Annotated in this window: 15 protein-coding genes; all 15 read right to left on the reverse strand. The window is 43.0% G+C overall.

Annotation, left to right across the window (positions count from 1 at the left end; genetic code table 11):
• Window position 1: 1 nt before the first annotated feature.
• Window positions 2–1492, reverse strand: a complete 1491-nt coding sequence (locus NSQ99_RS16505; RefSeq protein WP_340837869.1) for a nitrate/nitrite transporter — start codon at window positions 1490–1492, stop codon at window positions 2–4.
• A 195-nt stretch (window positions 1493–1687) separates the two neighbouring features.
• Window positions 1688–2206 carry a hemerythrin domain-containing protein gene (locus NSQ99_RS16510; protein WP_340837871.1) on the reverse strand — a complete coding sequence of 173 codons (519 nt, stop codon included), beginning with the start codon at window positions 2204–2206 and terminating at the stop codon, window positions 1688–1690.
• Window positions 2207–2262: 56 nt separating this feature from the next.
• Window positions 2263–2910, reverse strand: a complete 648-nt coding sequence (locus NSQ99_RS16515) for a response regulator transcription factor (protein ID WP_340837873.1) — start codon at window positions 2908–2910, stop codon at window positions 2263–2265.
• Between the two features lie 3 nt (window positions 2911–2913).
• On the reverse strand, window positions 2914–3972 hold the full coding sequence (locus tag NSQ99_RS16520; protein WP_432806946.1) for a sensor histidine kinase: 1059 nt from the start codon (window positions 3970–3972) through the stop codon (window positions 2914–2916).
• Entirely contained in the window at window positions 3969–4436 is a 468-nt protein-coding gene (locus NSQ99_RS16525) for a GAF domain-containing protein (RefSeq protein ID WP_340837875.1), read from the reverse strand. The genes NSQ99_RS16520 and NSQ99_RS16525 overlap by 4 nt, the downstream gene beginning before the upstream one ends.
• A 26-nt stretch (window positions 4437–4462) precedes the next feature.
• On the reverse strand, window positions 4463–5161 hold the full coding sequence (gene narI / locus NSQ99_RS16530) for a respiratory nitrate reductase subunit gamma (protein ID WP_251668764.1): 699 nt from the start codon (window positions 5159–5161) through the stop codon (window positions 4463–4465).
• Complete coding sequence (narJ, locus tag NSQ99_RS16535) at window positions 5148–5714, reverse strand: nitrate reductase molybdenum cofactor assembly chaperone (RefSeq protein ID WP_340837877.1); 567 nt, start codon at window positions 5712–5714, stop codon at window positions 5148–5150. The genes narI and narJ overlap by 14 nt, the downstream gene beginning before the upstream one ends.
• Window positions 5707–7248: a nitrate reductase subunit beta gene (gene narH, locus NSQ99_RS16540; protein WP_251668769.1), complete on the reverse strand. Its 1542-nt coding sequence runs from the start codon at window positions 7246–7248 to the stop codon at window positions 5707–5709. Before narH ends, narJ begins: the two co-directional genes overlap by 8 nt.
• Entirely contained in the window at window positions 7238–10915 is a 3678-nt protein-coding gene (locus tag NSQ99_RS16545; RefSeq protein WP_340837879.1) for a nitrate reductase subunit alpha, read from the reverse strand. Before NSQ99_RS16545 ends, narH begins: the two co-directional genes overlap by 11 nt.
• 331 nt (window positions 10916–11246) lie before the next feature.
• Window positions 11247–11570 (reverse strand): hypothetical protein, encoded by a 324-nt coding sequence (locus NSQ99_RS16550; RefSeq protein ID WP_251668772.1) that lies wholly within the window; start codon window positions 11568–11570, stop codon window positions 11247–11249.
• A 21-nt stretch (window positions 11571–11591) separates the two neighbouring features.
• On the reverse strand, window positions 11592–11825 hold the full coding sequence (locus NSQ99_RS16555) for a DUF2249 domain-containing protein (protein WP_340837882.1): 234 nt from the start codon (window positions 11823–11825) through the stop codon (window positions 11592–11594).
• A gap of 254 nt (window positions 11826–12079) precedes the next feature.
• Window positions 12080–13249, reverse strand: a complete 1170-nt coding sequence (locus NSQ99_RS16560) for a MalY/PatB family protein (RefSeq protein ID WP_340837885.1) — start codon at window positions 13247–13249, stop codon at window positions 12080–12082.
• An 83-nt stretch (window positions 13250–13332) separates the two neighbouring features.
• Complete coding sequence (locus NSQ99_RS16565) at window positions 13333–13923, reverse strand: DNA-3-methyladenine glycosylase (protein ID WP_340837886.1); 591 nt, start codon at window positions 13921–13923, stop codon at window positions 13333–13335.
• 112 nt (window positions 13924–14035) lie between these two features.
• Window positions 14036–14323, reverse strand: coding sequence for an SGNH/GDSL hydrolase family protein (locus NSQ99_RS16570; RefSeq protein WP_340837889.1), 288 nt, complete (start codon window positions 14321–14323; stop codon window positions 14036–14038).
• Window positions 14324–14492: 169 nt separating this feature from the next.
• The gene (locus NSQ99_RS16575) at window positions 14493–15035 is read right to left on the reverse strand and encodes a hypothetical protein (RefSeq protein ID WP_251668782.1); all 543 of its coding nucleotides are present in this window, start codon (window positions 15033–15035) and stop codon (window positions 14493–14495) included.
• Between the last annotated feature and the right edge of the window lie 216 nt (window positions 15036–15251).

A 15251-nucleotide genomic window follows, 5' to 3' on the forward strand; every position in this document is an offset into this window, starting at 1 on the left:
TTTATTCTTTATTCAGCACTGAGAACGTCCCTACATAGCGAATATCCTCACCCGTTTCATCCTTCACTGCACTAATATTCAATAGTTCTAAATATTCCTCGCCATTTTTTCGACGATTCCATATCTCGCCTTGCCACATGCCATGTTCTCTTATACTCTTCCATATTTCAGAATAAAATTCGCTAGATTGTCGACCTGACTTCAACACGTTTGGCTTCTTACCTATGACTTCCTCTTCTGTATAACCGGTAACTTTCGTAAAGGCAGGGTTAACACTTTCAATAACACCGTTGCTATTAGTTACAAGAATCCCTTGCGCGGTGCTCTTAAACACATCTGCCATCACCGTTAATTTGCCATGATAAAGCATCCATAGGATTAGGACTAGGCTTGCTAAACCAACCTGTGATAACAGCATAAATCCGATCGAATACTGACCAGTAAGTGAATGGATCGCTGATAGAAGCAAGGGAGGAAAAAATCCACCAAGTCCACCCATCATCGAAACAATTCCGTTTGCAATCCCCGCTTGATTGTTAAAGTATTGTGGAACAAGCTTGAAGATAATCCCGTTACCTGCACCTGCACAAAAAGCGATCGCTAAGCAGCCAATCGTATATAAAGCAATGCCAGGTGAGAATGCCAATAAAATTGCTGCAACCGTTAATGCAGCAAAGGCTGCAATTAGCATATACAACGAATTAAAGCGGTCCGCCAGCCAGCCACCAACGGGACGCATAAAGGTTGCTACCGCAATGAATATCGCTGTGCGAATGCCCGCATCCACCTTGCTCAGGTCAAAGTTGCTCACTAGGAAGTTCGGCAAATACACCGTAAACGCTACAAACGACCCAAACGTAATAAAGTACAGCAATGAAAACAACCAAAGCTTTTCATTTTTGTATATGCCTTTAATCTGTTCCATAATGGGAGTCTTCACCTTTGTTTCCTTACGATCACCTACAATAAAAGTAATCAATGCAAAGACTAGCAACACGATGAGATAAAATTTTACTGTGGTACTCCAGCCAAATTGGTTAGCTATGATTGGTGCAGCAAAGGTCGAAACCGCAGTCCCAATATTACCAAGACCATAAATACCATTAACTAAACCATGTCTTTCTTTAGCGTAATACTTTGGCAATGAGGTTACTCCAACAGAGAACACTGCACCGCCTATACCAAGAAACAAACCGCCAATAATTAGATCCGTAGCAGAATTCGCTTCACTTATATAATAAACAGGGAATAATAACAAAATAAAACTAATAAAAAATACTAGTCGAGCACCAATCACGTTTGCATAGTAACCAAGCGGAATACGTAAAATTGAGCCTAACACTACAGGTATTGCGGTAATAAGAGCAATCTGGCTTTCTGGAATGCTGATATCCTCTCGCATATAAGGCATTAAAGAGGAAATAACGACCCATACTGCAAAGCCAACAATTAAGTTCATTGTTTGCAATGGTAACTGCAATTTTCTAATCAAATCCATCACCTTTCTTGGTTGAAGAATTTACAATTGATCCCCTACAAATATTGTAGCTTAGCTTGCCGATTTCGCTTACTAGGGAACTCCCTTTGTTTAAATGTAAATTCCCTATTCACCCTAAAAAAACTAAAAACCATGAGCAGTGGCAGGAACGAACCGGCCTTACTCATGGTTTTTATGTGAGCTTGTATATTATTCATCGATTAATGTATGCAGCTGCTGAGCTAAACGCTCTTGATCAGGCTTACTCATCACTTGAGCTGTCATCGAAAACAGCACGGATTCCTCCTTAACAAAGTGGACCGTCAATATTTCAAATGCCTCTGCTGCATCACCTACAATGCTGCGTATCTCTTCTAATGTATGCTCACCAACAGCGTGGTGAAGAAAATGATCAATATAGGATGTTACTTCCTCATGCTCCTGTTCAATAGACATAATCGGTCCCTGATCGTAGCCGATATATTGACCAAGCAGTGGGAAGAAGTAGCTTTCTTCTTTCTTGCAATGTTTTTCTAATGGTTGCTTAAATGCGAGAATAAGCTGACGTAATCGTTCTAATTCTCCGCGTGCTTGAACAGTGCTATACCCACCTTTTTGCAGCGCCAACACAATTTGATGCCATTCATTCATCAAATGTGATAAGTAGCGATGCTCAAGTTCAAGGATGCGCATAGCTGGTATTGTGCTATTTAGCTGAAGTGCACTCATGGTGTAACCACCTTTCTGCTACTGTATCGTTAGCAGAGTTCGACGATATGGTCCACTTAAAAATCCAACAGCTTCTTCTTAAGCGCATATTCTACGAGCTCTGGTCTCGTCTTCAGATTAAGCTTTTCCATAATTTTCGCTTTTGTCGCTTCGACAGTCTTTACTGAAATAAATAACATCTCTGAAATCTCCTTATTGCCATAGCCTTTAGCAACGAGCGGTAAGATTTCAATTTCTCGAGTAGTTAAAATTTGAAATGGAGTATTGCTGTCCACTTCTTGCTTTTGACCAACAAACTCACGTACTAATGACGTCGCCATCTTTGGATGAATATAAATTTCTCCTCGATGTACGACGCGTATGGCATTTATGAGCTCCTCGTCGGGAGAATTTTTCAGTACATATCCGCGTGCACCATTTTTCAACACATGGAACAAATATTCCTCATCATCATACATCGTCAAAATTAATATTTTCGTATCCGGAAAATTCTCGTTTATTTTGGCTGTTGCTATTAAGCCGCTTTCACCTGGTGGCATGCTTAAATCCATCAATAATATGTCTGGACGATGCTGGGCTACCATACTGTAGGCCTCAATCCCATCTGCTGCTGTTGCTATTACCTCCATATCCTCCTGAAAGTTAATAATCATAGCAAACCCGCTACGCACAACTGCATGATCATCTGCTATAACAATTTTCATTAGTTATTCCTCCCTTCTGGTAGGAATTTTTAGATGAATCGTTGTTCCTTGACCTAATTGTGATGTAATAAGCAATTCTCCACCTACGAGCTCGGCTCGTTCCTTCATACCGTACAGTCCAAGTCCTGTTCCTTTAGAATCTCTTTTATTAAGATCAAAGCCCTGTCCTTTATCTGCAACGACCATTTCAAGAAAATGCTCTGTTTCAAATAGTCTCACGGAGATTTCATCTACTCCGGCGTATTTTAATGCGTTAAGCACGGACTCCTGACATACTCGATAAAAGACCGTTTCAACTTCACTATTGTATCGTGTGCCGTGTAGTTCAGCGATAAACTCCACAATAACACCATAGTTCTTTTCAATCCATTTGAAATGGGAACGGAATGCTGCTTCCAACCCCAAATCATCTAATGACGACGGCCTTAGCTCAACAGAGAGATTGCGTATCTGATCCAAAAGACGAGTAAGAGAAGCTTCCGTATGTTGAAGCTTCTGCAATACCTCATCTGGCACATTCAAATATTTCAATACTCGCAAATCAACAAGGGAGCTAAGTAACTCTTGCGCAACGCTATCATGCAGCTCTCTAGAAATTCGCTTTCTTTCATCCTCCTGTGCCTTAATCGTATTTTTCATCATTGTATTGCGGTACAGTGTCTCCTGCGTTGCAAGCTGTCTAGTTAGATCCCGCAGCATTAATAATCGAGTCCCGTTGCTATCAATTTCTTGAAAGCTTGCTGAAAATGGGATCACACCTTTATGTCTCGTTTTCAAATAAATTTGGAATGAACTAAAATTAGCGGAATCGTTCTTCATGTAGCAATTCAAGCAGGTGGTTAGTTCTTTTTCAGTCGTGTAGCCCCTGCATGTAAGGCAAAAATTGTCGTTACCTTGCGCGTTATATAGTTGTTGAACATCTAAGGGATCTAATATATTCTCAGCGGCAGGGTTCATCGCAATCATTGCTCCCCGCGCATCAAAAAAGAACATCGGCTCGATATTGTTGTTGAACATATGCTCCAACAATTGCTTGCTAACCTCACCAGATAATGTTTTCACACCGACAACCCCTTTATTTCAAAAGCTCCAATATGAGCTTCTGGGCACTGTTGATTAAGCTCATCGTACAGCTGCGGCTTTAGACGTTGCTCTTCACGATACCCAACAAGCAGCACACCAGCAACACGTGAATACTGATACAGTGGAAATGCAACTAAACTGTGTAATCGCTCCGACACAAGAATTGGATAATTAAACAACTCTTTGTCATGCATCTCTTTCTCGACATTGTCTACGACCATCTTCTTACCTGTCTTAAACACAATGCCTGCAATTCCTTTACCGCTATGGAGAACAATACGCTTATAGCGATCATTCAAATTGCCAGAAGCGTATTGCCATGTAATTTCAGAGCCTTCAGAAGCTGATTTTGCTATAGCAAGTGAAATAAAGTCACACCCAAGTATTTCCCGTAATTCATCGATTTTTATTTGATAATCGAAGTTATCGCAAAACTGCTTCATTTTATTCAATTCTCCTAACAGAAACCTTAGTTCTTATGGCCAGTAGATCTATGCTTTCTATATAGAATAGAGCTTCTCTGTACATAATTCAAGGGAACGCTAAAGATATGAACAAGACGGGTAAATGGACATAAGGCAAAGATAAAAAAGCCAAGTAATATATGAATTTTAAAGGAAAGCGGCACATTCGTCATTAAGGATGCATCAGGTGTAAACATAAATAAACCTCTTATCCAGACTGAGATCGAATCACGATAATCGAATTCTGGTATAACATAATTCGTTACAAGCGTAGAATACATCCCCATAAACACAATCGCTAGCAGCATAACATTAACGAATAAATCCGATGCTGAGCTTAATTTGCGTACCGTCTTTATTGCGAAGCGGCGCGCCGTTAATATAAGCATCCCCGCTAATGTCATAAAGCCAAATAAGCTACCAATGTAGATCGCACCGATATGATATAAATGATCGCTAACGCCAAGCGCATTCATCCATGTCTTAGGAATGCCTAGGCCAGCAACATGCCCGAAAAACACGGGCACAATGCCAATATGGAAAAGCCAATTCCCGATCACAAGATGCTTCTTCTCAATAAACTCACTTGACTTGGCTGTCCAGCCAAACTGATCATAACGGTATCGATAGATGAGCCCGACAATAAATACAACTAAGCATAAGTAGGGCAGAATGACCCACGTGAACTGATTAAGCATGCTCATGAGTATCTACCTCCTGCTGAAGACATAGCTTGAAGGTTTCACGAAATGCTTTTATTAAATAGGCATAGGGACTCTCTTGCTTTTGCAGCGCTTGAAGCAGCGCATAGCTTCCATCCTCCATTACTGCGAGCATCGTTTGAAACCATTCATGCTCCTGGCTGTCTTCCCAGTTCGCGGCATAGATGAACTCGCACATCAATGGCAAATAATCAGGAAGCTCATTATCCGCAATCTCCATTCCGTTTAGCTCATAGCTAGATTTTAGCAGCTCTAGCATTTGTCCTCTTTCCTTAGCATCTTCGAATTTGACATAGGTCATATAAAGTGTGGAGTCCTTCTGAAAGTCAAAGGTCTCTACGTAGCGCTCTTGAATCTCATCTAAGCTTAATTGCTTCATAGTCTCCCAATAGTCTGTGATCAGCTCGGATACTTGAGCTGGGAAGTCTCCTTCTTGGTCCATATTGGAAAAGGTTCGTTTATCAGGATAGGCAAGTTGCTCAGCAAAAAATCCAAATGAGCTTCTATGCTCTGCAAGCTTTTTTAGATCAATCACGCCAGATCCCTCCATAGAAGTTCTCTTTGTACAGGTCCTTACCACTTTTCATTTCCATGCTTGGCGATACAGGACCACACCCATTACAATCCATTCCGAAGCCTTCTGAGCCTTGCGCACGATACGTATCCATATAGCCTTCTTTATGCGATGTTGGAATTACGAAGCGATCCTCATACTTTGCAATCGCGAGCAATCGGTACATCTCTTCCATCTGATAAGCGTTTAGACCAACTCTTGCAAGCTTAGAATCTTCGAATGGATGCTTTGTAAACTTGGCACGCATAAAGGAGCGCATCATTGCCATTCGTTGCAGTGCTTCCTTGACGGTCTTCGTGTCGCCTGCAGTTAGCATATTCGCTAAGTATTGAATTGGCGTTCTCATCTCTTCAATTGCCGGGAAGATCATATCCGGATTTTGAATCGAATCCTTACCTTCAAAATGACTCATAATCGGGCTAAGCGGTGGTACATACCATACCATCGGCAATGTACGATATTCAGGATGTAATGGGAATGCTAGCTTATACTCAATCGCTAGCTTGTATACTGGTGATTGCTGTGCTGCTTCAATCCATTCCTCACTAATGCCGTCTATGCGCGCTTGCTCGATCACTTTCGGATCATTGGGATCAAGAAATAAATCTAGCTGCGCTTGGTACAGCTCCTGTTCATTTAGCGTCGATGCAGCATCCATTACTTTATCTGCATCGTACAGCAGCACACCTAGATAGCGAATACGACCGGTGCATGTTTCTGAGCAAACCGTTGGCAAGCCCGCTTCAATTCTCGGGAAGCAGAATGTGCATTTTTCAGCTTTATTTGTTTTCCAGTTGAAATATACTTTCTTATACGGACAGCCTGTCATACAATAACGCCAGCCGCGACAAGCCTCTTGATCGACAAGCACGATGCCATCCTCGTCACGCTTGTAGATCGCGCCAGATGGGCACGATGCTACGCAGCTTGGGTTTAAGCAATGCTCGCATAAGCGTGGCAAATACATCATGAATGACTTCTCAAAGTTAAATTTGATCTCTTCCTCAATCTTTTCGATATTAGGGTCCTTCGGGCCGGTAATGTGACCACCGGCAAGATCATCTTCCCAGTTTGGTCCCCAATTCAAGTCCATATGTTCACCTGAAATCGATGACTTCGCACGTGCGACGGGCTGATGCTTTTTCTCACCTGATGTTGTTAGCTTTTCATAGTCATAATTCCAAGGCTCATAGTAATCCTTCATCTCTGGCATATCTGGGTTGTTAAAGATTTTTCCGAGTGCGATTTTGGACAGCTTGCTGCCTGATTTAAGCTCTAGCTTACCTTTACGCAGCGTCCAGCCGCCCTTGTAATGCTCTTGATCCTCCCAGCGCTTAGGGTAGCCGATGCCTGGCTTGGTCTCGACATTGTTAAACCAGATATACTCTGCGCCTTCGCGATTGGTCCACGTGCTCTTACAAGTTACGCTGCACGTATGGCAGCCGATACATTTGTCAAGGTTCATCACCATTGCTATTTGCGCTTTAATCTTCAAGCCAGTTGACCTCCTTCATTTTACGAACGGCTACATATACGTCACGCTGGTTGCCGATCGGTCCGTAGTAGTTGAATCCATAGCTTAGCTGTGCATAACCGCCAACTAGCTGTGTCGGCTTCAAATGGATTCTCGTTGGTGCATTGTGGCTGCCGCCTCGTTCATTCGTAATCTCTGAACCAGGTACTTGAATATGCTTATCCTGAGCGTGGTACATAAACAGTGTCCCTTTAGGCATTCGATGGCTGACAACCGCTCTTGCTGTTACAACACCATTGCGGTTGTAAACTTCAACCCAATCGTTGTCTTCAATCCCGTATGGAGCTGCATCCTCATTGCTCATCCATACAGTCGGTCCCCCGCGGAATAAAGTCAGCATGTGCAAATTATCCTGATACGTGCTATGAATATTCCACTTCCCGTGCGGCGTCAAATAACGAAGTACAAGTGTATCGTTGCTGCCACCCGTTATCTTTTTGTCCCGTGTGCCGAACACCATTGGAGGCAAAGTCGGCTTATAGATTGGTAGTGACTCTCCGTATTGCAGGAAGATCTCATGATCGAGATAAAAATGCTGACGTCCTGTCAATGTTCTGAACGGTACAAGACGCTCAATATTGGTTGTAAATGGAGAGTACCGATTGCCAGATTTGTTCGAGCCACTAAATACAGGCGTAGGAATCACTTCTCTTGGCTGAGCCGTTATGCTTTGGAACGTAATTCGTTCCGCTGCACGATCAGCAGATATATCCTTTAACTCAACACCTGTGTGATGCTCCTCCGATTCCCAAGCACGCTGCGATACTTTACCGTTTGTTGCAGATGAAAGGTGCAAGATGGCATTAGCAGCATGTCTGGCAGTATGCAGCTTCGGTAAACCAGCTTTAATCGTATCGTCAACGTACTTACCGTTGATCTTCTTCAACTCCTCATATTCTTCACTAACCGAGAAGCTTACGCCGTGTGCGCCTACCTTACCAGTTGAGAGGTTCGGGCCGAGCGTTACATATTTATTGTATATTTGAGTATAATCGCGCTCGACGATTGTAAAGTTAGGCATCGTCTTGCCGAGCTCTGCTTTAATCTCTCCTTTTTTCCAGTCCTTGACCTTCCCTAGCGGCTGAGCAATTTCACTTGGTGTATCATGTCCAAGCGGAGTTGCAACCAGATCCTTGTATACACCCGGCATATAGTCCTTAGCCATTTCTGATAGTGTCTGTGCCAACGTACGATATATATCCCAATCAGATCTTGATTCCCATAGCGGATCAATCGCTGGATTGAATGGGTGAACGAATGGATGCATATCTGTTGATGACAAGTCCGTCTTTTCATACCAGGTTGCTGCTGGAAGCACGACATCCGCGTACATCGGCGTCGCAGTCATACGAAAATCAAGTGCAACAAGCAAATCAAGCTTCCCTTCTACATCATCACGCCATACGATTTCCTCTGGCTTCTCCTCTTCATTCGGCGTAGATAACAAACCATTGCTTGTGCCTAGCAAGTGCTTCATGAAATACTCCTGCCCTTTTGCTGAGCTGGATATTAAATTCGAACGCCATACAAATAAGCTTCTCGGATAGTTTTCTGGAGCATCTGGATCCTCGACCGCAAATTTTGTTTTGCCATTAACGACTTGCTCATATGCTTCTTGAATGATATCGCTATTGTCCTCTTTCCCTTTTTGCTTCGCTTCCTCAGCAAAGGAAAGGCTGCTCTTATCGAACTGCGGATAAGAAGGAAGCCAGCCTAGGCGAGCTGCCAGCACATTATAGTCCGCTGGATGGCTATACGATATATCACCTGCAGTAGGTGATTTTAAAGATTCATTATTCATTTCTTCGTATTTCCATTGATCCGTTGCAAAATAGAAGAATGAGGTTGCATTTTGCTGACGAGAAGCTGCTTGCCAGTCCTTGGCAAAGGCAACGGTACTCCAGCCTTCAATTGGACGGCATTTCTCCTGGCCTACATAGTGCGCCCAGCCACCTCCGTTGACACCTTGTGATGCCGTTAAAATAACGAGATTCAAGATGGAGCGATAGATTGTGTCACTATTAAACCAGTGATTGATTCCGGCGCCCATAATAATCATTGATTTACCGCCAGTATCGATTGCATTTTGAGCAAACTCTCTAGCGATTTGTACGACTAGTGAGCCCTTCACTCCTGTAATTTTTTCTTGCCAAGCAGGTGTATAATGCGAGCTTGCATCATCATAGTTTTTCGCTGCATGCTTGCAGCCTAGGCGCTGTACGCCATATTGGCTAAGCATCAAATCGTATACGGTCGCTACACGCTGCACACTGCCATCAGCTAACGTAATATTACGTACTGGAATTGATCGAACAAAGGTTCCTTTCCCTGCTTGATCGAAGTAAGGGAACACGATATCAACCCATTCACTTTGCTGCGATTCCATAGTTAAAGCTGGTTCAATCCGTGAGCCATCCTCGCGCTCAAGCTTCAGATTCCACTTCGTATCCTTTTCCCAACGCTGCCCAAGGGTTCCGTTAGGTACAAGCAGCTCGCCGCTTAGCTCATCTACGATAACCGGCTTCCACTCCGCATGCTCAGTGGAGTGACCTAGGTCACTCGCTCGCAAAAATCTTCCTGCTTTTAATGAAGCCTCATGCTCATCGAGCATAATGAGAAAGGGCAGGTCAGTATACTGCTTCGCGTAGTTAAGGAACATCTCTTCCTCACGCTTCACATAAAATTCGTCCAAGATAACATGCGTCATTGCTTGTGCAAGCGCAGCATCTGTACCTGGATTCGGAGCCAGCCAGTTGTCTGCAAACTTTACATTTTCAGCATGGTCAGGTGCAATGGAGACAACCTTCGTCCCTTTATAGCGAACCTCTGTCATAAAGTGCGCATCCGGTGTACGTGTAAGCGGAACGTTAGAGCCCCACATCATCAAGTAGCTTGCATTGTACCAATCGGATGACTCAGGTACGTCTGTTTGCTCGCCCCAAATTTGTGGAGAGGCTGGCGGTAAGTCTGCGTACCAATCGTAGAAGCTAAGCATTTCGCCACCTAATAATGAGATGAAACGTGCGCCAGAAGCATAGCTGATCATTGACATAGCTGGAATCGGTGTAAAGCCTGCGATTCGATCTGGCCCGTATGTTTTAATGGTATATAGGAGCTGCGCGGAAATAAGCTGCACGACCTCCTGCCAAGAAACACGGACATGTCCACCCTTACCACGAGCCTGCTTATAAAGCTTTGCCTTTTCTGGATCTTCAACGATGCTGCCCCAAGCCTCAAGCGGATTACTTGTTTTCGTCAAGGCTTCCTTCCACATACGCCACAAATGTCCGCGGACATAAGGATACTTCACACGTAACGGACTATATTCATACCAAGAGAATGACGCACCGCGTGGACAGCCTCGTGGTTCAAACTCTGGCATATCCGGTCCGCAGGATGGATAATCTATTTGCTGGTTTTCCCACGTAATAATGCCGTTCTTCACGAACACTTTCCAGCTGCATGAGCCGGTGCAGTTCACACCATGTGTCGTGCGTACAACCTTATCGTGCGACCAACGATTACGGTACATATTTTCCCAATCTCTATTTTTTTCCTCAAGGGTAGACCAGTTATTAGAGTAATTTTCTTTAGGCTTAAAGAACTTCAGGCCGAATTTTCTTTTCATGTGACGCCATCACTCCTTCGTTGAACGATCAACAATGTAATAAATTTGAGGGGATCAAATGTTATTCATGTGTTGTTTTTTATTATGAAGTGAAGAAGCGACACTTTATATTAGGGCATTCCCTTTTCTCTACGGAGATTTCCCTATTCGTGACGATGGCAATAAAAAAGTCCTTCCTAATAGCATGCTTCTCGCATGAAAAGGAAGGACCGTTCTTACAAATATACGCTGATGAGTTCTAGATCTACAACGTTTATACCTAGCTCAGGATCGTAGACTTCCTTGAGTAGGGGTTGCATCTTATCTATTCATCTGAATGCCTCCTCAGCTATCAAGAAACTAATTTCTTTGCCTGGTCATATAGACCACACATTCCACCATACAAAGCATAGAAAAAACCGTCTGGTGCATCTAAAGAAAAGGACAAATACTCCTTTGGGTCAATGCTCAGCATCTTTTCAAATAGCTTTGCGCTGTTATAGGCATAAAAGCAAAAATACGTATAGTCAAACTCTGGCATTTTATTATAAATCGTGATGATTTCAGAGGCATATTCATCAAGATGATGAGCTGCCTCCTTAACCATAGTAATGGCATCGTCGACCGTAACTTTGATCTTTATTGTTTTCTCATCAATAATTTCAACAGCAGCCATTATGCCACACTCCCATCCATATTATTGCTTACTAATTTTCACTTGGAACAAGGTAGGTCCTTGCTGTACATACTCCCAGTCATATTGCCCCTCATACATCGACTCAAATTGAAAGCGTAACGGCTTCGGATCATGGTCGTTAATAAGCAGCATCGCTTCACCAGCATTTAGCTTGTTGAAGGTTTCAAAAATAACTTTGTGCTTAAGGTGCGGCGGGTATTCCATAGCATTAATTGTAGCTGTATAGTTTTCCATTGTATTTTCCTCCTAAAAAGTAATTTCTGCTTTTCAAAATAAATAGAATCGTATCCCTTGCTTAATACAATACGTCATATGCGATGGATTAAGAGTGACGAGGAGCACACTTTTTTAAATGTCACTAATTTGCAAATGATATGATGCCGACACAATTTAGACATATTCCACAAAAAAATCTCTCCAGTCCACGTTCTACGATTGAACGTGGACTGGAGAGATTCCATCCAGCCTTATATGTTGTTGTTACCTATCTATCCCTTAATGGCGTCAGCAAACTGCTTAAGCGCCTGTTCTAATATCGAGCGTGGGCATGCCATATTCACACGCAGCCACCCAGCACCTTCCACTCCGAACATCGAGCCTTCATTAAAAGCGACCTTTGCTTTCTTATGCATTAATTCCTTCAGTACAGCTGGCTCCTCGCTAATCGCACGACAATCTAGCCACAGCAGATAAGTACCTTCAGATAGTAGAGGCTTAATGGCCGGTGCATGCTCTGCCAGATAAGCAACAGCATAATCCATATTCCCTTTCACATAGACAAGCATGTCCTCCAGCCACTGTTCACTTTCATTATAGGCTGCTTGAACGGCATCCTGAGCAAAGTGACTAGCCATATGAATGCTAAGCACCTTTACGCGTTGATCGAAAATGGCGCGCATATTCGGATTAGAGATAACTGCAAATGAAGTATGTAAACCTGGTAGGTTAAAGGTTTTCGTCGCAGCAAGTGCAGTCACCGTAATATTGGCTACTTCCTCAGATAATGATGCAAATGGTGTATACGGATGTTCTGGGAAAGTTAAATCACAATGAATTTCGTCAGATACGATGATGACATTGTATTGGAGTGCCAGCTGAGCCAAACGCTCCAGCGTTTCTCGCTCCCAGACGCGCCCCCCCGGGTTGTGTGGATTGCATAGCAGCATCATTTTCGCTCCTGCTGCGAACAGGGTTTCTAGGTGAGCAAAATCCATCTCATATCTTCCATTTATCATTTGAAGAGGATTACGCTCGATTTTACGTCCATTGCCTTTAATCACATCATAAAACGGATAATATACAGGCGATTGGATGACAACGGAATCGCCCTTCTCGGTGAACAGATCAATCGATAAGCTCAACGTCGTTACTACGCTGGGCACATCTACAATCCAATCACTTTTAATGGTCCATTGATGACGTCGCTTAAACCAATTTGTGATGGATTCCAAATAGCTTGGTGTTCTATAGCTGTAACCGAAAATACCGATCTCTGCTCTTTCTTGAATGACCTTTCTAACAGCTGGCGGGCTGTAAAAATCCATATCTGCTACCCATAGCGGAAGAATATCTTCATCGCCGAACAACGTTTTTACTTGATCCCATTTGTAAGAACGAGTATTACGACGTTCTATTAATTCATCAAAGTTATATGCCAAGCTCCACACCTCACCTATTTTTCTATATCAATAACTACCTTATATACTTATGGTAGCACGAATACAGCTGCTCGCCAATGGGATTACCCTCGTGATACGTTCGGATGTCCGCTAACGTAAAATCTCCATGGATAATCCTTTGCTTCACCACTATTAGGAATACCGATTCTCGGGCCAGTAGTGATCTCTGTAAATGTTTTACCTTCACTTATCCATAGCGGACGTTCAGTGACACAATGCCCGTAATCATTCATTGTAATACCAAGCGCCTTGCACAGCTTCCCAGGACCGTTAGTCAGCTCTCGATCTGGTTTAGATTCACCTCTTCTGCGCCTCATAAGGTCAATTCCGATAAAAGGCTCTACTCCTCGAATTAATACAGCTTGTGGTATATCGACTGTAGCGGCAACGATATTGACCAAACAATGCGTATGCATTTGATAGGTATAAATATAGCCAGCCGGACCAAACATTACCTCGGTCCGTGGAGTACGTCTATTGTTGTAGCTATGCGCCGCTTGATCCTCAGGACCAGCATATGCTTCAGTCTCAACAATATATCCTGCAGTGATTCCTTCCTCCGTCTCTTTAATTAGAAGCTTTCCGATAAGCTGCTCAGCTACGTATAGAGAGGACTGGCTATAAAACTCAAGCGGTAATGGATGATACTCCATCTTTTCTCCCTCCATACACAAATTAGAGACAGGTACCTAAGCAACTCTGCCTCTGTTTATTATGCTCCGAACGATAGGAGTTATAAATGCGATTGTGATCTCTCTTCTACGTTTACTTTTTAGCTTCGAACCATGCCACTTCGTCATACTGTTTAACGATGGCTAGCCATTGATCCGCGATAAGCTGATGGCCAGCAGCAGTAGGATGCACCCCATCATATATCCAGAAGCTTGCTTCTGCTCTTTCACATGCTTCATTAAATAACTGTTGCAACGGCACGAATATAGCTTGATATTTTTCGGCAAGCTCTCTAACAGTCTGCTGGTAGCGAGGCATGATCTCCTGCCACACGTCCCCATTCGGCTCTGTATCCTCTGTCTTCAAAACAAAAGGCTCCATCAGTAAAGGAGTCTCCTTGAAACAATATGATACTCTGCTGATCCTTCATCATGTTGCCTCCCATATGTAAGTCTATATTCATTAATAATAATGCCTCTATTAAAATGACTGTAGCATACCGCGTAAATGAATAACAAGTGCAATGATACTAGAAACAAGTGCAATGCCGCTAGATTTCTCTTAACATAATTGGATGCGCAGCGGCAAGCTGTTTTAGACAACTCAAATCTCTGTCGTACATATAGCCTTCCACATTAGCCGCCCTACCTTTAAAGGTCACGAGCAGCCTTCTGCGCGCTGCACCTTCATGCGAAATATATATCGCGTAAATTCGATCCCAATCCGTCGTTTTCCCTGATTCCTCTAGACCTTTCTCCGTAATGAAATGAGTTATATTACGAGAAGGAAATACAATGTACAAAAGCAGTGCTATTCCTGCCTCCAGCACCGTCAGCTCCTGAATGCCGGGGTTTTCATGGATGCGAAGAACCATCCACCAGATATACAACAGAAGCGTTGCAGCAATAGCTGCCAACAACCAATAATCTAGGCGCTGGATACGTCGATTGGTATGGTGTCGAATAAGATGCAGCGTTGATGATTCTAGCATTATTCCTGATGCTTTTGCTCGAGCAATATAAAGGACGACACATTCTCTATAGATAAATAAAGCGATACAACAGGCAATACTGCAAAATACGACCCACTCCATAGAATACAGCGCCTCCTTCAATCATTTATTTAGTAGCTAGTATTCTCACAATCTAGCTTTAACATACCTATCCCTCATAGATTAATATAATTTTGCTGCGTACTATCATCGCTGCTTTACTATACTATATTGCTAGTTTCACTAATCTATGAATCGATTTCATAATAAATAAAAAAACCAACCAAGCTCGATAGCTTGATTGGTTTTCAGATTACG

Origin of the sequence: Paenibacillus sp. FSL W7-1287 (genome assembly GCF_038004245.1) — a bacterium.
GTDB lineage: Bacteria > Bacillota > Bacilli > Paenibacillales > Paenibacillaceae > Pristimantibacillus > Pristimantibacillus camelliae.